Source organism: Microbacterium esteraromaticum (genome assembly GCF_900163815.1).
Lineage (GTDB): Bacteria > Actinomycetota > Actinomycetes > Actinomycetales > Microbacteriaceae > Microbacterium > Microbacterium esteraromaticum_B.
On sequence record NZ_FUKO01000049.1, the window covers coordinates 76,950 to 98,129 of the forward strand.

The following is a 21,180-nucleotide window of genomic DNA, read 5'->3' on the forward strand; positions in this document are numbered from 1 at the left end:
AACGCCGGCTCGCTATATGCGTGGCTCGAAGCCGAACACCCGGCCCAGGAAGCGCAGCTCGGTCTCGAGCGAGGAGATGATCGTCTCCGCGGCGCGGAATCCGTGGCCCTCGCCCTCGAACAGCACGTACTCGTGCGGCACGCCACGCGCCGCCAGCGCGTCGCGAATCGCCTCCGACTGCGACGGCGGCACGACCCGATCCTCAGAGCCCTGCTCGAGCAGCACGGGCACGTCGATCTTGTCGACGTGCGTCAGCGGAGAGCGCTCGATGTACACGGACTCGGCCTCGGGCAGCGGACCGACGAGCCCATTCAGATAGTGCGCTTCGAAATCGTGTGTCTCGGCGGCCAGCATCCGCAGGTCTGCGACCCCGTATCGCGAGATGCCGGCGGCGAATGCGCCTCCTTCGACCAGCGAGCAGAGCACGGTCCAACCGCCGGCTGACCCACCACGGATGGCGATCCGATCGGGGTCAGCTCGTCCGGCATCCGCCATTCCACGCGCGGCGGTCATGACATCGTTGACGTCGACGATGCCCCACTGGCCATTCAGCCGCTCACGGTATTCCCGGCCATAGCCCGTGGATCCGCCGTAGTTCACATCGAGCACGCCGATGCCGCGACTGGTCCAGTACGCGTACGCCGTGGATGCTGCGCCCGAGACATGCGCGGTCGGCCCGCCGTGCACCATGACGACGTACGGCGGCAGTTCGCCATCCGGCGCTGTTGAATCGGGGTTGGTCGGCGGGTAGTCGAAGGCGTGGACGGCGCCGTGCCTGCCCTCGAAGGTGACGGAGCGTGCACGCGGAATCCACGCGGCATCCGCTTCTTCTCCGCCGGTCACGGTGGTAACGGTGCCGGCGTCCACATCCACGCACCACAGCCCGGAGCCCACCCCGGCTCCAGCACCGGTAATGAGCACCCGCGAACCGTCGACATCATCGACGCTCGCCCCGGCGGTGATCGGCAGGGTCAGCAGTTCGACACGCGCGCCATCCGCTGAGATCAGCACGATCTCGTCGGTGCCGTTCGTGCGCGATGCCACCGCGCGCCCATCGTCGAGCAGCTGATACCAGCGATTGCCGAGCACCCACAGTCCGCCACCGATATCGGCATCCATCGGTGCCAGCGGCTCGCGGGCGCCTTCCAGTGCGAGGCCCGCCAGGCGCTGTCGCTGCAGGTTCCAGCGACCGCTGAGGTCATCGAGGTAGCGCAGGTCACTGTCGTCGCGCCACTGCGGCTGCAGAGCGGCCTGGGTGGTGATCGGTGCGAACTCGTCACTGTTCACGGCGGCGACGTGGAGCAGGCTGTGCTCCCACGGCATATGGATGCCGCTCCACTGCACCCAGGCCAGCCGCGCGCCATCGGGCGAGAGCGCCGGGTGCGCGACGAAGCCGCTGGTCTGGGTGAAGACATGCAGCGCCGACTCGTCGGCTGATGCCGAGCCGTCAAGCGGAATCTCCACGATCGACCGCAGGTGCTGCTCGGGGCGCAGATCCTCGCGGACGGCGAGCAGACGTCCCTGTTGCAGTGCAAGGCCACCGAAAGCGACGCCCTCGGCAGTGAGCGGCTGCGGCTCGCCGCCGCGAGGCATGCTGTACACCCGCTGGTCGGATCCGTGCACGAAGAAGAGCGTGCCGTCGGCATCTGCTGTCCACGCGCCCCCGCCGTACTCGTGGACGCGCGAGCGCGCATTCCACGGCTCCGGCAGCACCTCCGCGCCGGATGAGCTGCGCACGGTGATCCGTCCGCCCTGTGACGGCACCGATTCACCCCACCAGATCTCGTCGCCGACGAAGCGGGCGCCATCGATGCGCGGTGATGCCTGCGCGATGAGCGCAGCGGTAAACGGAGAAGGCCACGAGCCGTACGACGACATCATGCTTCGAGCCTAGCCAGGGAACGCTATACCGCCCGCAGCACCGCCACGACCTTGCCGAGCACCACAGCGTCATCGCCGAGGATCGGTTCGAACGCCGAGTTGCGCGGAAGGAGCCAGACGTGACCGTCACGGCGGCGGAATGTCTTCACCGTCGCCTCGCCATCGAGCATCGCGGCCACGATCTCGCCGTTCTCGGCGGTGTTCTGCGTGCGGATGACGACCCAGTCGCCATCGCAGATCGCCGCGTCGATCATCGACTCGCCGGAGACCTTCAGCATGAACAGGTCGCCCTTGCCGACCAGCTGCCGCGGCAGGGGGAAGATCTCCTCGACCTGCTGCTCGGCGGTGATCGGCACACCGGCGGCGATCTGGCCCACCAGGGGCACGAGGGCCGCATCGCCGACCGCCGGCGCGCTGTCGGCGGGGCTCTCGGTGCTGGTGCCCGGCAGATCGATGAGGACCTCCATCGCCCGGGTCTTGCCCGGATCGCGCCGCAGGTAGCCGCTGAGCTCCAGCTGGCCGAGCTGATGGGTCACGCTCGACAGCGACTTCAGTCCGACGGCGTCGCCGATCTCGCGCATGCTCGGGGGGTACCCGTGGTGGGCGATCGAGTTCTGGATGACTTCGAGGATCGCCATCTGCTTGGCGCTCAGGTTCTTGCGCCGACGGGTGCGCGGAGCCTCGGATGCGGGGGCGGCGTTGTCACTCATCGGTGCTCCTTCGTGCGCTAACCCGGTGCCGATCCGCGGTTCGGCGGGCGTCCGGTTCGAATGTCGGTGGCCCGTGGTGGGCTGTCGATATCGAAACCGTATCCGATAATCCGGAAAAAACGGAAGATCTGTTCGAGCGTGTCGGCCGCAAGGCGTCTCGGGTTTCGAAGAATTCTTGACAGATGTTCGAGTTCGAAGATAAGTTCGGTACGTAGCTTCGCATTCGGCGCCCCCGGCCGGGCGCCGAATGCGAAAGCTGCAACACTCCCGCCGGAGGCTCGGCGGAAGAGAAGCGAAGGAGCACGACATGAGCACCATCAGCATCCAGACCCCGATGACCTTCCGGGGTTCGGCCCTTGCCGCCGGTCGTTCCAAGACCGCGACGCGCCTGCGGCTCACCGCCCGCGGTCGTCGTGTGGTGCTTGCGCTGGCTGCCGCGCCGATCGCTGCGGGCATCGCCTTCTCGGCGCTCGCCGGTGGCTCCGCCCTCGCCTCCGGGGAGCATGCCGTCCCGGTGTCCTTCGCCACGGTCTCGGTGCTTCCCGGCGATACCCTCTGGTCGATCGCTGTCGAGGCAGCGCCGGGGGTCGACCCGCGCGAGGTCATCGCCGATATCAAGCGGCTCAACAATCTGAGTTCGGGAATGATCCAGGTCGGGGCTGAGATCGCAATTCCCACGCGGTACGCCGGCTGAGGCACCGTCACAGGGCGTCACCGGCGCTCTGTGCGCTCTACGATAGGAAGAGTGATCTCCCTCGATGAGCTGCCCCTCCGCGATGATCTTCGCGGGCTCACTCCGTACGGCGCCCCGCAGGCACCACTGCCCGTCGCGCTGAACGTGAACGAGAACACTCATCCGGTGCCCGACGAGGTCGCCAGCGACGTTCTCGACGAGATCGCTGTCGCACTGCGCGACATCAATCGCTACCCCGATCGCGAGTTCACTGCGCTGCGCGAAGGCTTCGCCGCCTATCTCGGCCACGGTCTCACCGCCGGGCAGATCTGGGCGGGCAACGGCTCGAATGAGGTGCTGCAGCACATCCTGCAGGCTTTCGCAGGTCCCGGCCGTACGGTCTTCGGCTTCGCGCCGACCTATTCGATGTATCCGCTGCTCACCCAGGGCACCGGTGCGCACTGGATCGCCGGCAGCCGCGACGACGACTACGAGATCAGTGCAGACGACGCAGCCGCCCAGGTCGCCGCTGCTGATCCCGACGTCGTCCTGCTGTGCACGCCGAACAACCCCACGGGCACACCTCTTTCGCTCGAGGTGATCGAGGCGGTATACGAGGCGGCGCGAGGCATTGTCGTGGTGGATGAGGCCTATCACGAGTTCGCCCCGCGCGATTCGGCATCCGCTCTGACTCTTCTCGAGGGAAGACCGCGGCTCGCCATCTCGCGCACGATGAGCAAGGCTTTTGCCTTTGCCGGTGCGCGCGTGGGCTACCTCGCCGCCGATCCGACGTTCATCGATGCGCTGCGGCTCGTGCGCTTGCCGTATCACCTGAGCGCGCTCACGCAGGCCGCCGCAGTCGCGGCCCTGCGCAATGCGTCGACCATGCTCGCAATGGTGGATGAGATCGTCGAGCAGCGGGATCGGATCTCCGCGACTCTGGAAGCACTCGGCTACGCCCCGCACGAGTCGTGGTCGAACTTCGTCCTGTTCGGCGGGGTCGACGATCCTCAGTTCACCTGGCAGGCGCTCTACGACCGTGGTGTTCTCGTGCGCGATGTCGGCATCCCCGGCCACCTGCGGGTCACTGCCGGGACCGAGACCGAGACCACCGCCTTTCTGGAAGCCCTTGCGTCGATAGGATCGCCATCATGACCACCCCCCGTACCGCTCGCCGCACCCGCAGCACCTCCGAGTCGACCGTCGAGGTCGAAGTGAACCTCGACGGCACCGGGCGCAGCGAGATCGATACCTCCGTGCCGTTCTTCGATCACATGCTCACCGCGTTCGCCAAGCACTCGCTGACTGACCTCACCGTGCGCGCGAACGGCGATACCCACATCGACGCCCACCACACCGTCGAAGACACCGCCATCGTGCTGGGACAGGCGATCAGCGAGGCGCTCGGAGACAAGTCCGGCATCTCCCGGTACGGCGACGCGCTGGTGCCGCTGGATGAAGCGCTCGTGCAGGCTGTCGTCGACGTCTCCGGTCGGCCGTACCTCGTGCACAGCGGCGAGCCCGCGGGCTTCGAGTTCCACCTGATCGGCGGTCACTTCACCGGTTCGCTGGTTCGTCACGTGTTCGAGGCGCTCACCTTCCACGCCGGACTCACCGTGCACGTGCGGGTGCTCGACGGGCGCGATCCGCACCACATCGCCGAAGCCGAGTTCAAGGCTTTTGCACGCGCATTCCGCCAGGCCAAGACTCTCGATCCGCTGGTCGACGGCATCCCGTCCACCAAGGGCGCTCTATGAGCGCTGCCCCTCGCGTCGTCGTCTTCGACTATGAGTCGGGCAATGTCCACTCCGCTGTCAAGGCACTGGCCGCCGCGGGCGCGGACGTCGAACTCACCAGTGACCGTGACCGCGCTCTCGAAGCCGATGGGCTTCTCGTCCCCGGCGTCGGCGCATTCGCGGCTGTTCGGGCCGCGCTGCACGAGCACGGCGGCGACGAGATCATCGACCGCCGCCTCGCGGGCGGTCGGGCTGTACTCGGCATCTGCGTCGGCATGCAGGTCATGTTCGAGCGCGGCGTCGAGCGCGGACAGGATACTGAAGGCCTGGGGGAGTGGCCCGGAGCCATCACCGAACTGAATTCGCCGGTGCTGCCGCACATGGGCTGGAACACCGTCGAACCCGGCGAGGGCAGCGTGCTGTTCCGCGGCATCGAGAGTGAGCGCTTCTACTTCGTGCACTCCTTCGCCGCCAAGTCCTGGGGCCTCGACGTCATTCCTCCGTTTCCGCAGCCCGCGCTCACCTGGGCGAGGCATGGCGAGCGCTTCCTCGCCGCTGTCGAGAACGGCCCGCTGTCCGCCACCCAGTTCCACCCGGAGAAATCGGGAGAAGCGGGGATACGGCTCCTGCGCAATTGGGTGGAATCCCTCTGACCTCTCGGCGTATTTGAGGACTTCGCTGCACCGGGCTACTCTCGACTCTCGTGCCCTCTCGTGCCCTCGCGGGCCGAATCCCACCTTCGCAAGGACGACATGAACGATTTCGCACAGTCACCCGCCCTTATCCTCCTGCCTGCCGTTGATGTCGCGGGCGGAAAGGCGGTGCGCCTCACCCAGGGCGAGGCCGGCACCGAGACCGTCTACGGAGACCCCGTCGACGCGGCCGGTGAATTCGTCGACGCCGGGGCGCAGTGGATTCACCTTGTCGACCTCGACGCGGCCTTCGGCCGTGGCAGCAATACCGCGATGCTCCGCAAGGTCATCAAGCAGTACCGCGGCGTGAGCATCGAGCTTTCCGGCGGCATCCGCGACGACGCCAGCCTCGATGCGGCCATGGAGGCTGGTGCCACCCGCATCAACCTCGGCACCGCGGCGCTGGAGAACCCCGAATGGGCGGCCGATGTGATCAGCCGGTACGGCGAGGCCGTCGCGGTCGGTCTCGACGTGCGCGGCACCACGCTCGCGGCACGGGGATGGACCAAAGAGGGCGGCGACATCTGGGAGGTGCTGGCGCGACTCGAGGATGCCGGCTGCAGCCGTTATGTCGTCACCGATGTCACCAAGGACGGCACGCTGCGCGGCCCCAACCTCGAACTGCTGCGTGAGATCACCTCGCGCACGCCGAAGCCGGTCATCGCCTCGGGCGGCGTCTCGAGCCTCGACGACATCAGCGCGCTGCGCGAACTGGTGCCGCTGGGAGTCGAAGGCGCGATCGTCGGCAAGGCGCTTTACGCGAACAAGTTCACCCTTGCTGAGGCGCTGGATGTCGCAGGGGACTGACGACGCCTGCGATCACGGCAACACTGCCGATTCCGCGGGGCTCCCGTGGGAGGGGCGTCAGTTCGAGTCCAACCCGCATGCCGGTGATGACGGTTCGGCCGATCCGGCACTGCTCGGAGCGCTGCTGCGCTTTCGCGCCGGCGACGGCGCACAGTCCGATGTCGTCGACGCTTTCCGTGCTGCCCGCGTGCTGATTCCACTCATCGCCGAGCGAGGAGACGAAGGGGTCGGCCCGACTGGCCTGGTCGTCGACAAGACTCAGGAACTCTCGATCGTCACGGTCGCGGCTCCCGATGGTCGGCGCGTGCAGCCCGTGTTCTCGTCGGTTGAGGCGATGGGTCGGTGGGATGCCACGGCGCGACCGATTCCGGTCGAGGCTATGCGCGTCGCGCTATCGGCATCCAGCGAGCAGACCGATCTGATCGTCCTCGACCCGGCATCCGACACCGAGTTCGTCTTCCGCCGCCCTGCGGTGTGGGCCATCGCTCAGGGGCAGCCGTGGGAGCCGAGCTTCTTGTCGCCCGAGGTCTTCGTCGCGCTGCAGCAGAGTGTGGCGCACGAACTCGCCGTCATCGACGTGTCGGTCGCCGCGGGGGACCCGGATGCGCGCATGCGCGGGCCGGAACTGATCGTGACGCTGGAACTCGTCGACGGCCTCGAGCGCGAGACGCTGGATGCTGTTCTCGCACGCCTCGCTCAGCGCTGGGCCGCCGACGATCGCCTGGCTGTGCTCGTCGACTCGCTGACGGTGAAGCTTACCCGCTCAGCACCCTGAGTCGTAGCCCGGCTTGGCCCCGGAAGCTCAGTTGACCGGTCCGGTCCATTTCTCGCCGGGGCCCTTGCCGATGGCATCCGGAATCGGTGACGCTTCGCGGAATGCGAGCTGCAAGGAGCGCAGGCCATCGCGCAGCGGGCTCGCGTGCGCACTGCTGACCTCTGGAGCGCCGGCGGTGATCAGACCCGCGAGGGCGTTGATCAGCTTGCGAGCCTCATCGAGGTCGAGCTGCTGCGTGGGGTCATCCGCGAGGCCCAGTTTGACGGCGGCGGCGCTCATCAGGTGCACGGCGGTCGTGGTGATGACCTCGACGGCGGGAACGTCGGCGAGATCGCGGGTAGCCGCGGTCGCCGCGTCTTCCTGTCGGGCCCAGTTCTCGTGGCGGTCGTCGTGGTGGTCGGCAGGAATCGTCACTTGTGGATGCTTTCTGGTAGACTTCTGCGGGCTTCGGAGTGTCATGCTCCGAAACGAAAGAGGATTTGATTCCCACCCGCGCTTGCCGTTCCAGGCTACCGGGTCTAGTGCTCCGCCGGACGCGTTTCGGTAGGCCGGTTCACCCCGGCGAACAGGGCACAGCGCCGGCTTCTGAGATGCCGGCGGGTGGGGGCAGCTCCGATTTCGCTCGAGATGCAGACAGTATCTCGATGGCCGAAACCACGTCTAAGGAGCCCCGCATCAGCGATCCCCGTACCAATGAGCGCATCCGCGTCCCCGAGGTTCGCCTCGTCGGCCCCGCGGGTGAGCAGATCGGTGTTGTCCGCATTGAGGCAGCGCTGCGTCTGGCACAAGAAGCAGAACTCGACCTCGTCGAGGTCGCGCCTAATTCCAAGCCGCCCGTCGTCAAGATCATGGACTACGGCAAGTTCAAGTACGAGGCCGCGCAGAAGGCCAAGGAAGCACGCCGCAACCAGGCGAACACCATCCTCAAAGAGGTGCGCTTCCGCCTGAAGATCGAGGCTCACGACTACACGACTAAGCTCAAGCGCGCCGAAGGCTTCCTCAAGGCCGGCGACAAGGTCAAGGCGATGATCCTCTTCCGTGGTCGCGAGCAGTCGCGTCCGGAGCAGGGCGTCCGCCTCCTTCGCAAGTTCGCTGAAGACGTCGCCGATCTCGGTGTCGTCGAATCGAACCCGACCATCGACGGTCGCAACATGGTCATGGTCGTGGCGCCGGTGAAGAACAAGTCCGAAGCCAAGGCCGAGCAGAATGCCGTGCGCGCAGCGCACAAGGAAGCCGTGCGCAGCTCGAAGTCCGGTTCGGACGACGACGCCAGCTCGGACGACACCGCCAGCAAGGCAGACACCGCCGCGGAGTAATCCGCCCACAATCTCCCGCTTGCGAGCGGGTACCCACCGTCGCCCACCAGGGCGCCATACGAAGGAAGAGAAGATGCCGAAGCAGAAGACGCACTCGGGTGCTAAGAAGCGCTTCAAGATCACCGGCAGCGGAAAGCTGAAGAAGCAGCAGGCCGGTATGCGCCACAACCTCGAGCACAAGTCGAGCCGTCGCACCCGTCGCCTGAACCAGGACCAGGTCCTCTCCAAGGCCGACACCAAGGTCGCGAACAAGCTTCTCGGCCGCGGCTGAGCGCCCGAAGTACGAATAGGAATATAGGAAAATGGCTAGAGTCAAGCGCGCAGTCAACGCGCACAAGAAGCGTCGTGTCATCCTCGAACGTGCCTCGGGCTACCGTGGGCAGCGTTCGCGCCTGTACCGCAAGGCGAAGGAGCAGGTCACTCACTCGCTCGTCTACGCATACCGCGACCGCCGCAAGCGCAAGGGCGACTTCCGTCGTCTGTGGATCCAGCGCATCAACGCCGCTGCCCGCCAGAACGGCATCACGTACAACCGTTTCATCCAGGGCCTCGGCCTCGCGGGTGTGCAGGTCGACCGTCGTATGCTCGCAGACCTCGCCGTGACCGATGCCGCGACCTTCGTGTCGCTGGTCGAGGTCGCGAAGAAGGCGCTCCCCTCGGACGTCAACGCGCCGAAGGCTGCTGCCTGATCTGAACCTGATCACGAAACGGGTGTCTCCCCTCGGGGAGGCGCCCGTTTCGGCATCCGGCACCCGTCTAGACTGGGATCGTGCTGGAAAACCCTCGCTCGCCCCGCGTCCGTGCCGTCGCCAAGCTGACCAAGCGCAGTGCGCGTGTGGAGACGGGACTCTTCCTGCTGGAAGGCCCGCAGTCGGTGCGCGAGGCGATGAACTATCTGCCCGGCACGATCATCGAGCTGTTCGCGACGCCCTCGAGCTGGGAGCGGCACGCCGATGTGCGCGCACTCGCCGACGAGATCGGCATCGAGGTGGAGTACGTCACCGAGGATGTGCTCTCGGCGATGGCCGATACGGTCACCCCGCAGGGCATCATCGCCGTGGCCAAGCAGACGCCGACCTCGCTGCGTGACATCTTCGCAGCATCCCCTCGGCTGATCGCCATCTGCGAAGAAGTGCGTGATCCGGGCAACCTCGGCACCATCATCCGCGCGGCGGATGCAGCCGGAGCGGATGCCATCGTGCTGACGGGCCGTACCGTCGACCCCTACAACCCGAAGGTCGTGCGCTCGACGACGGGATCGCTCTTCCACCTGCCTGTCTCCGTCGGCGGCGATCTGATCGACGTGATCAACCGTGCGCACGCGGCGGGTCTGCAAGTGCTCGCCGCCGATGTGAAGGGCGATGACCTGCTCTCGGCCCGCGCAGAGGGCGTGCTGGACCGTCCGACAGCATGGCTGTTCGGCAATGAGGCCCGGGGGCTGGAAGACGATGCGCTCGAACTCGCCGATCGCGCGCTGAAACTGCCGATCTTCGGGCGCGCCGAATCGCTCAACCTCGCCACCGCCGCGAGCGTCTGCCTCTACGAGAGCGCCTTCTCGCAGCGCGCGGCAGAGTGAGCGGCCGCACTGCTCTCTGTTACGAATAGGTAAAGTCCGCCGGGCGCCCGCGTATCGGAACCCCCCTGCTCTAGTGTTGAGGAATGGCAGAGAGCAGAGACGCCCTCGTGGTGGTCGAGAACGTCCAGAAGCATTACGGCGAATTCCAGGCGCTGAAAGACGTGAACCTCACCGTCGACAAGGGTGAGGTCGTCGTCGTAATCGGCCCGTCGGGTTCCGGCAAGTCCACTCTGTGCCGCACGATCAACCGACTTGAGACCATCACCAGCGGTTCGATCCGCATCGATGGCAAGGTTCTCCCCGCCGAGGGCAAGGGGCTCGCGAACCTGCGCGCCGAAGTCGGCATGGTGTTCCAATCCTTCAACCTCTTCGCGCATCTCACGATCCTCGAGAACGTCACGCTCGGACCGATCAAGGTCCGCGGCCTGAAGAAGGCGGATGCCGACAAGGAGGCGATGGCGCTTCTGGAGCGCGTCGGTGTCGCCCAACAGGCCTCGAAGCTTCCCGCCCAGCTCTCGGGCGGTCAGCAGCAGCGCGTGGCGATCGCCCGCGCGCTCGCCATGCACCCGAAGGTGATGCTGTTCGATGAGCCGACGAGCGCGCTCGACCCCGAGATGATCAACGAGGTGCTCGACGTCATGATCGGTCTCGCCAAGGAGGGGATGACGATGGTCGTCGTCACCCACGAGATGGGCTTCGCCCGCAAGGCTGCGAACCGCGTCGTGTTCATGGCCGACGGGCAGATCGTCGAAGAGGCGACTCCGGAGGAGTTCTTCACGAACCCGCAGAGCAACCGTGCCAAGGACTTCCTCTCGAAGCTCTTGACGCACTGATCCCTTCCACCGACTCACGTACCTGAACACTGCACCACAGCAACCAAGGAGATGGAAATGCGACGCACACGCGCACTCGCAGGAATCGGAATCGCAGCAACTGCGCTGCTGGCACTCACCGCCTGCAACAGCGGCGGTCCTGCAACGCCAGGTGGTGGCGACACCGGTGGCGACGGCGACAAGCCGATGTTCGAGGTGGCCAAGGACGTCAAGCTCGACGGAAGCCCCACCTTCGACAAGATGGAGAAGGCCGGCAAGGTCACCATCGGCGTCAAGGAAGACCAGCCGGGCCTCGGCTTCCTGGATGCCACCACGGGTGAGCGCAGCGGTTTCGACGTCGACATCGCGCGCTGGATCGCCGCATCCCTCGGTTTCGGTGAAGACAAGATCGACTTCAAGCCGATCGCGTCCGCCAACCGCGAGCAGTCGATCGTGAACGGTGACATCGACTACTACGTCGGCACCTACTCGATCACGGACAAGCGCAAGGAGCAGATCGACTTCGCGGGTCCCTACTTCATCACCGGTCAGGGGCTGCTGATCCGCAAGGACGACCCCGACGCCGACAAGCTCGAGGACTTCAACGGCAAGACCGTCTGCTCGGCGACCGGCTCCACGCCGATCCAGAACATCAAGGCGAACTTCCCCGACATCAAGACACAGGAGTACGACCTGTACTCCGCTTGCGTGCAGGACCTGATCGACAAGAAGGTCGACGCGGTCACGACCGACCAGGCGATTCTGATCGGCTACGCGGCGCTGTACCCGGACGAGGTTCGCGTCACCGGCGGTCTCTTCACTGAAGAGCGCTACGGCGTCGGCCTGCCCAAGGGCGACGACGTGCTGCGTGCGCACATCAACGAGCTCTTCACGGACGGCGGCGACACCTGGCAGGCCATCTTCGACAAGAACCTCGGCGACTCGGGGATCAAGGTCGACCAGCCCAAGGTCGACGCGTACTGATCAACCATCGGGGCGGTTCGCATGAATCGCCCCGATTCAGCCTGAGAAGGGGAGGGTGACGTGGACGTCATCTTCGGGAACCTCGACCTTTGGGGCGAGGCAATCGGGAACACTCTGCTGGTGTTCGCGATCGGCGGCGTCATCGCGCTCGTGCTCGGCATCATCGTCGGCGCCATGCGCGTGTCGCCGGTGCCGATCGCACGGGCGGTGGGCACCGCCTACGTGAACATCGTGCGCAATACGCCACTCACCCTCGTCTTCTTCTTCTTCGTGTTCGGATACCCGCAACTAGGCCTTCCCGACCTGTCGAACACGGTGCTCGGCATTCTTGCCATCGGCATCTATACGGCCACCTACGTCGCGGAGGTTCTGCGCGCTGGCATCAGCACGGTTCCAGTCGGACAGGCCGAGGCGGCTCGCGCGATCGGATTGCCGTTCGGCCAGGTGATGACCCTCGTCATCCTTCCGCAGGCCTTCCGATCCGTCGTCCCGCCGATGATGAGCGTGTTCATCGCGCTGCTGAAGAACACCACGGTTGCCGCTGGCTTCTCGATCGGCGAACTGGCGGCGCTGCGCGCCACGATCAACGATGCTCCTAACAGGCCGGGTAACCCGATGGAGGTCCTGCTCTGGGTCGCCATCGTCTTCGTCATCCTGGTCATGGGGCTGAGCGCCGTGCAGCGGCATCTCGAGAACAAGTGGAGGATCGCACGATGACCTCGGTACTCTACGACGTCCCGGGGCCCCGGGCGATCGCACGCAACCGCATCCTCGCCATCGTCACGGTGATCCTCGTGCTCGGTGCGATCGGGTTCGTCGTCTACCGGATGTGGACCACCGGCCAGTTCACTCCGCAGAAGTGGTACGTGTTCACGTTCTCCAACGTGTGGGTGGGCATTGCCGGGGCACTCGGCAAGACTCTCGCAGCCTTCGGGCTCGCCGCGGTGCTGAGCCTGGTGCTCGGCTTCGTGCTGGCGATCGGGCGCCTGTCCGATCACCGCTGGGTGCGCACCCCCGTCACCGTCATCATCGAGCTCTTCCGCGCCGTCCCGGTGCTGGTCTTCATGATGCTGCTCTACTACGGCCTGCCTGTGGTCGGTGTCGATATGGACCCGTATTGGGCGGTTGTGCTCGGTCTGACTGTCTACAACGGCTCTGTCCTCGCCGAGGCGCTTCGTGCGGGCATCGAGGCCCTGCCAAAGGGGCAGCAGGAGGCCGGTTACGCGATCGGCCTTCGAAAGAGCGGCGTGATGCGGTTGATTCTGCTGCCGCAGGCCGTCCGCGCGATGCTGCCGGTGATCATCGCGCAGCTCGTGGTGACGCTGAAGGACACCGCACTGGGCTTCATCATCACTTACCCCGAGCTGCTGTACTACGCGAAACTGCTCAGCTCGCAGCAGGGACGACCGATCCTGCAGTCGGCCTTCGTCATCGGCGGCATCTACATCGCGCTGTGCCTCATCCTCGCTGGCATCGCGAAGTGGGTAGAGGTGAAGACGCGCCACTCGTCGAAGCTGAAGGGAATCAATCCGGATCCCGGCGCTGGAGATCCGCGCATGCACGAGGGCTCGACAGTGACCGAAGTGATCGCGCTGCAGAGCAGAGCCGGCCGGTTCGACCAGGGCAACGTCGGCGGCGTCCCCGGCATCTGAGCGGGCTATCATCGGACGGTGACGACCCCCGGCATCCCGCATCACGTTTCTGACTACCCTCCGCCGATGAGTCGCACGCTCGAGGCTTGGCTGTCGCCCGACTACGAACGCGCTGCCCCCGACAGCCCGACGCGCCTTCGCCAGATCGCCGATGATCGCGCGGTCGATGTCGCTCTCGCCGCCTGTCTGATCGCGTTGGCACCGGTCGCCGTGCTCGCCGGCGCGGTCTGGGGTCTCATGGCAGGAACCGCACTTCCCTTCGCGCTCTTGACCGTGTCCGGCATCGCACTCGGCGGCATCGGCATCCTGTGTCTGCGACGCGCGCGCCGGCGTCTGCCTCGCGAACGTTCGCGCATCGTCCGGGGGACCGGCAGTGCACGGGAAGGCGTCATCGTCTTCCTGGTGCTGTTCGGAGCGAGCCTCATCCCGCTCGTCCTGGGCGGAGAAGCCCTGGTCGAGCGAGTGCCGGGTGGTCTGCTCTCGCTCATCGGTCTGGGTACCGTATATGCGCTGCTGCTGGCGGCGGTCTTCATCGTTCCCGGCGCCGTGCTCGCGCGTGCTCGCGACTCCTTTCGCACAGCCGCTGAGAAGAACCCGCAGTACCGTGCGCTGTTGGAGCAGGATCGGCTGACCTGGCATCCGCGACATGGCGACATGATGTACGGCCCGCTCTGAGCCGCCGGCCCGGGCGCACGCGCGCTCCCCGGTAGACTCTGTTCTCGTGTCAGACTCCCCTCACGCTCCTGAACCAGCAGAGATCACTCCCGACGCGGTCGCAGCCGCCGTCGATGCCGCTCTCGCGGCGATCGCCGCGGCCACCAGCACAACCGAGCTGAAGGCCGCTCGTGCCTCGCATGTCGCCGACGGCTCGCCGCTCGCGGTGCTGAATGCGTCGATGCGCCAGGTGGCACCCGAGCACAAGGCGACGTTCGGCAAGCTCATCGGCCAGGGCCGGGCGCGGGTCAACCAGGCACTCGCAGCCAAGGAGTCCGAGCTCGCGCAGGCCGAGACCGCAGCCCGTCTCGAAGCCGAGCGCGTTGACATCACGGCTCTCGCCTCCCGTTCGCGGGTGGGTGCGCGGCATCCGCTCTCGCTCATGCAGGAGCAGATCTCTGACATCTTCGTCGGCATGGGATGGGAGATCGCCGAAGGGCCAGAACTCGAGCACGAATGGTTCAACTTCGACGCGCTCAACTTCGACGAGGACCACCCGGCGCGTCAGGAGCAGGACACCTTTTACGTCGATCCGACCTCGCGGCACCTCGTGATGCGCACGCACACCAGTCCGGTGCAGGTGCGCTCCATGCTCGACCGCGAGCTGCCGATCTACGTCCTGTGCCCGGGCCGGGTCTACCGCACCGACGAGTTCGACGCCACGCACCTGCCCGTTTTCACCCAGGTCGAAGGCCTCGTCGTCGACAAGGGCATCACGATGGCGCATCTCAAGGGCACGCTCGACCACCTCGCCCAGCAGCTCTTCGGTGCCGAGGCGAAGACGCGCCTGCGCACCAACTACTTCCCCTTCACCGAGCCCTCCGCGGAGTTCGACCTGTGGCACCCGACCTTCAAGGGTGGCGCGCGCTGGATCGAATGGGGCGGCTGCGGCATGGTCAATCCCAACGTGCTGCGGGCGGCGGGCATCGACCCCGAGATCTACAGCGGTTTCGCATTCGGCATCGGCGTCGAGCGCGCCTTGATGTTCCGCAGCGATGTGAAAGACATGCGCGACATGGCAGAGGGCGATGTGCGCTTCAGCGAGCAGTTCGGGATGGTGGTGTGATGCGCGTTCCGATCTCCTGGCTTCGCGAGTACGTCGATGTGGCCGCAGAGGCGACTCCGGAAGATGTACTGGCGTCCTTCCTGTCGGTCGGCTTCGAAGAAGAAGACATTCACCGCTTCGAGATATTCGGTCCCGTCGTCGTCGGGCAGGTGCTCGAAATCACGCCCGAACCGCAGAAGAACGGCAAGACCATCAACTGGTGCCAGGTCGATGTCGGCGAGGCGAACGGCGGCATCCGCGGCATCGTCTGCGGTGCGCATAACTTCGCCGTCGGCGACAAGATCGTCGCGACGCTGCCTGGCTCGGTGCTGCCAGGGCCCTTCCCGATCGCGGCGCGGAAGACGTACGGCCATGTCTCCGACGGCATGATCGCCTCGGCCCGCGAGCTCGGTCTGGGCGATGAGCATGACGGCATCATCGTGCTGTCCACGCTCGGCCTTGACCCCGAGGTCGGTGCGGATGCCATCAGCCTGCTGCACCTGGACGACGTCGCTGTCGAGATCAACGTGACACCTGACCGCGGCTACGCGTTCTCGCTGCGCGGGCTCGCGCGCGAGTACTCCCACGCCACCGGCGCCGAGTTCCGCGACCCCGCTGAGCGCGACTTCGCCGAGTTGCAGCCCGGCTCCGGTTTCTCGACCACGGTCGACGACAAGAACCCGATCCGCGGCGCGGTCGGTGCCAGCGAATTCGTCACCCGGGTCGTGCGCGACGTCGACCCGTCGCGCCCGACTCCGCCGTGGATGATCGCTCGGCTCGCCCTCGCGGGGATGCGCTCGCTCGGAATCCTCATCGACATCACCAACTACGTGATGCTCGAGCTCGGCAATCCGATCCACGGCTACGACCTCGACAAGCTGCAGGGCGACATCACCGTGCGCCGCGCTCAGCAGGGCGAGCGGATGACGACCCTCGACGGTCAGGACCGTGAACTCCACGTCGAAGACCTGCTCATCACCGATGACTCCGGCCCGATCGGCATGGCCGGCGTCATGGGCGGCGGTACGACCGAGATGAGCGACAGCACGCGCAACGTGCTCATCGAGGCGGCGACGTTCGACCCGGTCACGATCGCCCGCACCGCCCGGCGTCACAAGCTGCCCAGCGAGGCATCCAAGCGCTTCGAGCGCGGCGTCGACCCGCTGGTCCCGTTCGCCGCTGCACGCCGCGTCGCCGACCTGCTCGTCGAGCTCGCGGGCGGCACGCTGACCGATGAGGGCGGCGCCCTGTTCGCCGAGGTGTTCATCGCCGACATCGAGTTGCCTGCCGGGTTCACGCAGAGCGTCGTCGGCGTCGACTACAGCGACGATGAGATCGTGAGCGCGCTGCAGACCATCGGTGCGGAGGTCACCCCCGAGAGCGACGGGTGGCGCGTGAATCCGCCGTCCTGGCGCCCCGACCTCACCGACAAGTGGACTCTGGTGGAAGAGATCGCCCGCATCCACGGGCTCGATCGCATCCCCTCGGTGCTGCCGACGCCGCCGTCGGGCCGCGGCTATACGGCGCTGCAGCTCGGCCGCAAGCGCGTCGCGGATGCTCTTGCCGCTTCCGGCTTCGTCGAGACCTCGGCCTTCCCCTTCACGACCGCTGAGCTGAATGATCTGCACGGCTCGGCCTCGGGGGAGCACCTGCCCAGCATCCGCTTGGCGAACCCCATCGACGGCCACGTGCCTGACCTGCGTCGCTCGCTTCTGCCGGCGCTGCTGCAGACCGCACACCGCAACATCTCGCGCGGCATCGTCGATCTGGCGATCTTCGAGACGGGTTCTGTGTTCACGCCCGCCGAGGGCGTCGAATACGGCACCGACTTCATTCCGCCGCTGGGGGAGCGCCCCAGCGACGAGACGCTTGCTGCGCTCAACGCGGGAATCCCCCCGCAGCCGCGGCTGCTCTCCGTGCTGTTGACCGGAAACATCACACCGCGTCAGCCCGGCAGGGCTGCCGAGCACGCCGACCTCTCGGATGCTCTCGACGCGGTTCGGGTAATCGGCGTCGCCGCCGGAGTCGAGATCGACGTCGCGCAGACCCAGCGCGCGGCACTGCATCCCGGCCGTGCTGGTTCGCTGAGCGTCGGCGGCGAGGAGATCGGATACGTGGGCGAGCTGCACCCGCAGGTGTCGGACGATGCTGATCTGCCCGGCCGCGCTGTCGTGCTGGAACTCGATCTCGACCGTCTGCTCACGCTCGCCGGCGGGCGGGTCGTCGCGGAATCGCTGTCGACGTTCCCCGCCGCGACGCAGGACGTCTCGCTGGTCGTGGGTATCGACGTCCCGGCATCCGAGGTGCGCGCAGCACTGCGCGACGGCGCTGGCGACCTGCTGGAATCGGTGCGTCTGGTCGATGATTATCGCGGTGAGGGACTCGGCGAGGGGCAGAAGAGCCTCAGCTTCGCGCTGCGCTTCCGCGCCGACGACCGCACGCTCACCGCAGCCGAGGCGACCGAAGCGAAGCTCGCTGGTGTCGCCGCAGCGACCGAGCGGTTCGGAGCCAGCATCCGCGACTGACCGGCGACCGGCGCAGAAAGCCGCGCCGGTCTTCGCTAGAGTGTCGAGCAGTGACACGGGGTGCCGCATCCGCGGCTGAGACCAGACCCGTCGAACCTGATCTAGTTCGTACTAGCGAAGGGATGTCGCGCATGAGCGCTTCGCCACGCCTGTCCATCGATGTTGCGGCCGCGGCCGCCGAGCTGCTGCCGGGGCTGCGCGCCTCGCCGCCTCTCGCGCACTGCATCACCAATTCCGTCGTGACCGGATTCACCGCCAACGTTCTGCTCGCCATCGGTGCGGCGCCGGCGATGGTCGACATCATCGGTGAATCGGGGATGTTCGCGCAGATCGCCTCGGGGGTGCTGATCAATCTCGGCACGCCCACCCCCGAGCAGCGCGCCGCGAGTCTCGAAGCCGCGGACGGTGCAACCTCGGCCGGCACCCCGTGGGTGCTCGATCCGGTCGCGATCGGTGCACTGCCGGTGCGCACCGAACTCGCCGCCGAGCTCGTCTCGCGCCGCCCTACCGCGATCCGCGGCAACCCTTCCGAGATCCTCGCTCTCGCCGGCCTCAGTGCGGGTGGCCGAGGAGTCGACGCCACGGATGCGCCGGATGCCGCAATCGACGCTGCCCGCTCGCTCGCCGGACGATGGGGGAGCACCGTGGCCGTCTCCGGCGAGGTGGACCTGATAACCGACGGAGAGCGGCTCATCCGCATCGCGAACGGCGATGCGCTGCTCACGCGTGTCACCGGCGGCGGCTGCGCACTCGGTGCTGTCATGGCGGCGTTCCTCGGCTCGGCTCGAGACACCGACATCGATGTGCTCACCACCGTCGCCGCCGCGTCGCTGGTCTACACCGTGGCCGCGGAGCGTGCGGCTGCGACAGCATCCGGACCGGGCAGCTTCGACGTCGCCCTGCTCGACGCGCTTGCCGCTCTCGAACCCGGCGACGTGATCGCTGCCGCGCGCGTCGAGGAGGGAGCGCTGTGAACGCGGCCCTGTCGCTGTATCTGGTGACCGACGCCGCTGCCTGCGGCGACCGCGGCGTCATCGACACCGTGCGCGAAGCCGTCGCCGGCGGCGTCACGATCGTGCAGCTGCGCGACAAGCACGCCACCGATGCTGAGAGCGCCGATCTGCTGGTCGAGCTGTCGGCCGCGATCGATGGGCGGGCGATGCTGGTGGTCAATGACCGTCTCGACGCGGTGCAGCAAGCCCGCGCACGAGGTGCGCGCGTCGATGGTGTGCATCTCGGACAGTCGGATGCTGCCGTGCAGCGCGCCCGCGAACTGCTCGGGCCCGATGCGCTGATCGGCCTCACGGCGAACACCCCCGCGCACCTCGACGCCGTGCGCGCACTGCCTGCCGGAACCGTCGACTACGTCGGCGTCGGCGTCATCCGACCCACCTCGACGAAGCCCGATCATCCGCCGGCACTCGGCATCGACGGTTTCGCTGCGCTCGCCGCAGCCAGCCCGGTGCCGGCTGTGGCCATCGGCGGCGTCGGAATCACCGATGTCGCCGAGCTCCGCGATGCGGGTGCGGCAGGTGTCGCGGTCGTGTCCGCTCTGTGCGCAGCGGAAGATCCGCGGGCGACCGCGCGCGACTTCCGCCGTCAGTGGCGCGGGCAGCGCCCTCCGCGGGTGCTGTCCATCGCTGGCAGCGATGCCTCCGGTGGAGCGGGAATCCAGGCCGACCTGAAGTCCATCGCGGCCAACGGCGGCTACGGAATGACCGCGATCACGGCGTTGACCGCACAGAACACCCAGGGCGTGCGTGACGTGCACGTGCCCTCGGCGGAATTCCTGCGCGCCCAGCTCGATGCCATCGCCGACGACATCGAGATCGATGCGGTCAAGATCGGAATGCTCGCGAACGCCGACATCATCCGCACCGTCGGCGAGTGGCTGACGCAGCACCGCCCCGGTACGGTCGTGCTCGATCCGGTGATGGTCGCCACCAGCGGCGACCGGCTACTCGACGCGGATGCCGAGCAGGCGCTGCTCGACCTTGCGAGCCACGCAGATCTGCTCACCCCGAATCTCAGCGAGCTGGCCGTACTCGCGGGGCACCCCGTGCAGAGCTGGGGCGACGCGCTCACTGCGGCGCAGGAGATCGCCGCGCGCACGGGAGCCCTTGTTCTCGCCAAGGGCGGCCACCTCGCGTTCGCTGAGGCCCCCGATGCGCTCGTGGGCCGAGACGGAGTGATCGCCGAGTACACCGCAGAGCGTATCGAGACCACCAGCACCCACGGCACCGGATGCTCGCTCTCCTCCGCGCTCGCCACCGCGCACGCTCGAGGGATGGACTGGCCCCAGGCGGTGCACAGCTCACGGCAATGGCTGCGCGAGTCACTCCGTGCGGCTGGCGCACTGGAGGTCGGACGGGGAAGCGGGCCGATCAGTCACTTCGCCGGGCTCTGGAAGCGCGGCGGTCTGGCAACCCGTCCCATTGCGGCGGACGTGCGCGTGGACTGGTGGAACAGCACAGCATCCGTCCGCCGCGATATTGATGCGCTGCCCTTCATCCGCGCACTCGCCGACGGCACCCTCGAGCGCGAGCGCTTTCTGTCCTACCTCGCTCAAGACGCCCTGTATCTGCGCGAGTACGCGCGGGTGATGGCAGAAGCCGCGCGACTCGCCCCGACCGCCGCCGAGCAGGCTTTCTGGGCGCAGTCCGCGCAGGGCGCCATCGCCGGTGAGCTGGAGCTGCATGCGTCGTGGTTGACGCCGAGCACGGGAATCTCGGCCGATACTTTCGCCGCTGAGCCGAGCGCAGTGGCCACGGCCTACCTCGACCACCTGCGCGCCGCAGCCTTCACCGGCGACTACGCCGTGCTGATAGCCGCTGTCCTGCCGTGCTTCTGGCTGTACACGGATCTCGGGGTGCGATTGCATGCCGGTGAGTTCGGTGCGCACGCGCTCGATCCCGATCACCCGTTCGCATCCTGGCTGGCCACATACGCCGATCCCGCGTTCGCCATCGCCACCGAGCAGGCGATCGAATACGTCACCGCCGCCGCGGCTGTCGCTGACGAAGCACGGCGCGAGCGCATGCATCGCGCGTTCGCCGTGGCGGCAGAGCATGAGCGGGCCTTCTTCGATCTGTGACGGATCGGATTTGCGGATGCCGAAGGATCGGCGCTACTGTCGCGTCATGCCTTCGGCTCCGCACCTCTCTTCTGCGCTCCTCCTGAGCGCTGTGCGTCGACGCCGCAGCGGCCGCCGATTCTAGGCGACTCCGTGCAGCCTGTGCGTCTCAGCGCGGGTCGGTGTCGCCGCCCCCGTTCTGAACCTGG

The 21,180-nt window shown here is 67.0% G+C and carries 22 protein-coding genes and 1 riboswitch; of the genes, 19 read left to right on the top strand and 3 right to left on the bottom strand.

Annotation, left to right across the window (positions count from 1 at the left end):
* Window positions 1-12: 12 nt before the first annotated feature.
* Together FM104_RS16035 and lexA are read right to left on the bottom strand one after the other, a co-directional pair.
* Window positions 13-1,881: a S9 family peptidase gene (locus FM104_RS16035; protein ID WP_087133199.1), complete on the bottom strand. Its 1,869-nt coding sequence runs from the start codon at window positions 1,879-1,881 to the stop codon at window positions 13-15.
* Window positions 1,882-1,904: 23 nt separating this feature from the next.
* Window positions 1,905-2,591, bottom strand: coding sequence for a transcriptional repressor LexA (gene lexA / locus FM104_RS16040; RefSeq protein ID WP_087133200.1), 687 nt, complete (start codon window positions 2,589-2,591; stop codon window positions 1,905-1,907).
* A 307-nt stretch (window positions 2,592-2,898) separates the two neighbouring features.
* On the opposite strand from lexA, the gene FM104_RS16045 reads away from it, so the two are divergent.
* The 6 genes from FM104_RS16045 to FM104_RS16070 all read left to right on the top strand — a co-directional run bounded on the left by FM104_RS16045 (window position 2,899) and on the right by FM104_RS16070 (window position 7,274).
* A complete protein-coding gene (locus FM104_RS16045; protein WP_087133201.1) occupies window positions 2,899-3,285 on the top strand; it encodes a LysM peptidoglycan-binding domain-containing protein in 387 nt (128 codons plus the stop codon).
* 51 nt (window positions 3,286-3,336) lie between these two features.
* Window positions 3,337-4,419: a histidinol-phosphate transaminase gene (locus tag FM104_RS16050; RefSeq protein WP_179206841.1), complete on the top strand. Its 1,083-nt coding sequence runs from the start codon at window positions 3,337-3,339 to the stop codon at window positions 4,417-4,419.
* Entirely contained in the window at window positions 4,413-5,021 is a 609-nt protein-coding gene (hisB, locus tag FM104_RS16055) for an imidazoleglycerol-phosphate dehydratase HisB (RefSeq protein ID WP_179206843.1), read from the top strand. The genes FM104_RS16050 and hisB overlap by 7 nt, the downstream gene beginning before the upstream one ends.
* The gene (gene hisH / locus FM104_RS16060; RefSeq protein ID WP_087133203.1) at window positions 5,018-5,653 is read left to right on the top strand and encodes an imidazole glycerol phosphate synthase subunit HisH; all 636 of its coding nucleotides are present in this window, start codon (window positions 5,018-5,020) and stop codon (window positions 5,651-5,653) included. The genes hisB and hisH overlap by 4 nt, the downstream gene beginning before the upstream one ends.
* A gap of 99 nt (window positions 5,654-5,752) precedes the next feature.
* Complete coding sequence (gene priA / locus FM104_RS16065; RefSeq protein WP_087133204.1) at window positions 5,753-6,499, top strand: bifunctional 1-(5-phosphoribosyl)-5-((5-phosphoribosylamino)methylideneamino)imidazole-4-carboxamide isomerase/phosphoribosylanthranilate isomerase PriA; 747 nt, start codon at window positions 5,753-5,755, stop codon at window positions 6,497-6,499.
* Window positions 6,483-7,274, top strand: coding sequence for an SseB family protein (locus FM104_RS16070; protein WP_087133205.1), 792 nt, complete (start codon window positions 6,483-6,485; stop codon window positions 7,272-7,274). Before priA ends, FM104_RS16070 begins: the two co-directional genes overlap by 17 nt.
* Before the next feature lie 27 nt (window positions 7,275-7,301).
* Here FM104_RS16070 and FM104_RS16075 read toward each other — a convergent pair whose 3' ends face one another.
* Window positions 7,302-7,733, bottom strand: coding sequence for a DUF1844 domain-containing protein (locus FM104_RS16075; RefSeq protein WP_087133206.1), 432 nt, complete (start codon window positions 7,731-7,733; stop codon window positions 7,302-7,304).
* A gap of 185 nt (window positions 7,734-7,918) precedes the next feature.
* On the opposite strand from FM104_RS16075, the gene infC reads away from it, so the two are divergent.
* The 13 genes from infC to FM104_RS16135 all read left to right on the top strand — a co-directional run bounded on the left by infC (window position 7,919) and on the right by FM104_RS16135 (window position 20,992).
* Window positions 7,919-8,590, top strand: coding sequence for a translation initiation factor IF-3 (gene infC, locus FM104_RS16080; RefSeq protein ID WP_087133236.1), 672 nt, complete (start codon window positions 7,919-7,921; stop codon window positions 8,588-8,590).
* Between the two features lie 73 nt (window positions 8,591-8,663).
* On the top strand, window positions 8,664-8,861 hold the full coding sequence (gene rpmI / locus FM104_RS16085) for a 50S ribosomal protein L35 (protein ID WP_087133207.1): 198 nt from the start codon (window positions 8,664-8,666) through the stop codon (window positions 8,859-8,861).
* Window positions 8,862-8,892: 31 nt separating this feature from the next.
* Window positions 8,893-9,279 carry a 50S ribosomal protein L20 gene (gene rplT, locus FM104_RS16090; RefSeq protein ID WP_087133208.1) on the top strand — a complete coding sequence of 129 codons (387 nt, stop codon included), beginning with the start codon at window positions 8,893-8,895 and terminating at the stop codon, window positions 9,277-9,279.
* An 80-nt stretch (window positions 9,280-9,359) separates the two neighbouring features.
* Window positions 9,360-10,166: a TrmH family RNA methyltransferase gene (locus FM104_RS16095; RefSeq protein ID WP_087133209.1), complete on the top strand. Its 807-nt coding sequence runs from the start codon at window positions 9,360-9,362 to the stop codon at window positions 10,164-10,166.
* An 83-nt stretch (window positions 10,167-10,249) separates the two neighbouring features.
* Complete coding sequence (locus FM104_RS16100; protein ID WP_087133210.1) at window positions 10,250-10,999, top strand: amino acid ABC transporter ATP-binding protein; 750 nt, start codon at window positions 10,250-10,252, stop codon at window positions 10,997-10,999.
* 57 nt (window positions 11,000-11,056) lie between these two features.
* Complete coding sequence (locus tag FM104_RS16105; protein WP_087133211.1) at window positions 11,057-11,962, top strand: glutamate ABC transporter substrate-binding protein; 906 nt, start codon at window positions 11,057-11,059, stop codon at window positions 11,960-11,962.
* A gap of 60 nt (window positions 11,963-12,022) precedes the next feature.
* Entirely contained in the window at window positions 12,023-12,679 is a 657-nt protein-coding gene (locus FM104_RS16110) for an amino acid ABC transporter permease (RefSeq protein WP_087133212.1), read from the top strand.
* The gene (locus FM104_RS16115; protein WP_087133213.1) at window positions 12,676-13,614 is read left to right on the top strand and encodes an amino acid ABC transporter permease; all 939 of its coding nucleotides are present in this window, start codon (window positions 12,676-12,678) and stop codon (window positions 13,612-13,614) included. Before FM104_RS16110 ends, FM104_RS16115 begins: the two co-directional genes overlap by 4 nt.
* 66 nt (window positions 13,615-13,680) lie before the next feature.
* The gene (locus tag FM104_RS16120) at window positions 13,681-14,289 is read left to right on the top strand and encodes a hypothetical protein (protein ID WP_087133214.1); all 609 of its coding nucleotides are present in this window, start codon (window positions 13,681-13,683) and stop codon (window positions 14,287-14,289) included.
* A 46-nt stretch (window positions 14,290-14,335) separates the two neighbouring features.
* Window positions 14,336-15,394 (top strand): phenylalanine--tRNA ligase subunit alpha, encoded by a 1,059-nt coding sequence (gene pheS / locus FM104_RS16125; RefSeq protein WP_087133215.1) that lies wholly within the window; start codon window positions 14,336-14,338, stop codon window positions 15,392-15,394.
* Window positions 15,394-17,898, top strand: a complete 2,505-nt coding sequence (gene pheT / locus FM104_RS16130) for a phenylalanine--tRNA ligase subunit beta (protein WP_087133216.1) — start codon at window positions 15,394-15,396, stop codon at window positions 17,896-17,898. Before pheS ends, pheT begins: the two co-directional genes overlap by 1 nt.
* A 46-nt stretch (window positions 17,899-17,944) precedes the next feature.
* Window positions 17,945-18,038: riboswitch (TPP riboswitch) on the top strand.
* Complete coding sequence (gene thiM, locus FM104_RS16835; RefSeq protein ID WP_373407862.1) at window positions 18,021-18,872, top strand: hydroxyethylthiazole kinase; 852 nt, start codon at window positions 18,021-18,023, stop codon at window positions 18,870-18,872. It overlaps the preceding riboswitch by 18 nt.
* Window positions 18,869-20,992: a bifunctional hydroxymethylpyrimidine kinase/phosphomethylpyrimidine kinase gene (locus tag FM104_RS16135; RefSeq protein ID WP_256971709.1), complete on the top strand. Its 2,124-nt coding sequence runs from the start codon at window positions 18,869-18,871 to the stop codon at window positions 20,990-20,992. The genes thiM and FM104_RS16135 overlap by 4 nt, the downstream gene beginning before the upstream one ends.
* Window positions 20,993-21,180 lie beyond the last annotated feature (188 nt).

Bases quoted from the DNA above. Each gene is read 5' to 3' on its own strand.
- FM104_RS16035 (WP_087133199.1), bottom strand. From the start codon at position 1,881: ATGATGTCGTCGTACGGCTCGTGGCCTTCTCCGTTTACCGCTGCGCTC.
- lexA (WP_087133200.1), bottom strand. From the start codon at position 2,591: ATGAGTGACAACGCCGCCCCCGCATCCGAGGCTCCGCGCACCCGTCGG.
- FM104_RS16045 (WP_087133201.1), top strand. From the start codon at position 2,899: ATGAGCACCATCAGCATCCAGACCCCGATGACCTTCCGGGGTTCGGCC.
- hisH (WP_087133203.1), top strand. From the start codon at position 5,018: ATGAGCGCTGCCCCTCGCGTCGTCGTCTTCGACTATGAGTCGGGCAAT.
- priA (WP_087133204.1), top strand. From the start codon at position 5,753: ATGAACGATTTCGCACAGTCACCCGCCCTTATCCTCCTGCCTGCCGTT.
- FM104_RS16070 (WP_087133205.1), top strand. From the start codon at position 6,483: ATGTCGCAGGGGACTGACGACGCCTGCGATCACGGCAACACTGCCGAT.
- FM104_RS16075 (WP_087133206.1), bottom strand. From the start codon at position 7,733: ATGACACTCCGAAGCCCGCAGAAGTCTACCAGAAAGCATCCACAAGTG.
- infC (WP_087133236.1), top strand. From the start codon at position 7,919: ATGGCCGAAACCACGTCTAAGGAGCCCCGCATCAGCGATCCCCGTACC.
- rpmI (WP_087133207.1), top strand. From the start codon at position 8,664: ATGCCGAAGCAGAAGACGCACTCGGGTGCTAAGAAGCGCTTCAAGATC.
- rplT (WP_087133208.1), top strand. From the start codon at position 8,893: ATGGCTAGAGTCAAGCGCGCAGTCAACGCGCACAAGAAGCGTCGTGTC.
- FM104_RS16100 (WP_087133210.1), top strand. From the start codon at position 10,250: ATGGCAGAGAGCAGAGACGCCCTCGTGGTGGTCGAGAACGTCCAGAAG.
- FM104_RS16105 (WP_087133211.1), top strand. From the start codon at position 11,057: ATGCGACGCACACGCGCACTCGCAGGAATCGGAATCGCAGCAACTGCG.
- FM104_RS16115 (WP_087133213.1), top strand. From the start codon at position 12,676: ATGACCTCGGTACTCTACGACGTCCCGGGGCCCCGGGCGATCGCACGC.
- FM104_RS16120 (WP_087133214.1), top strand. From the start codon at position 13,681: ATGAGTCGCACGCTCGAGGCTTGGCTGTCGCCCGACTACGAACGCGCT.
- pheT (WP_087133216.1), top strand. From the start codon at position 15,394: ATGCGCGTTCCGATCTCCTGGCTTCGCGAGTACGTCGATGTGGCCGCA.
- thiM (WP_373407862.1), top strand. From the start codon at position 18,021: ATGTCGCGCATGAGCGCTTCGCCACGCCTGTCCATCGATGTTGCGGCC.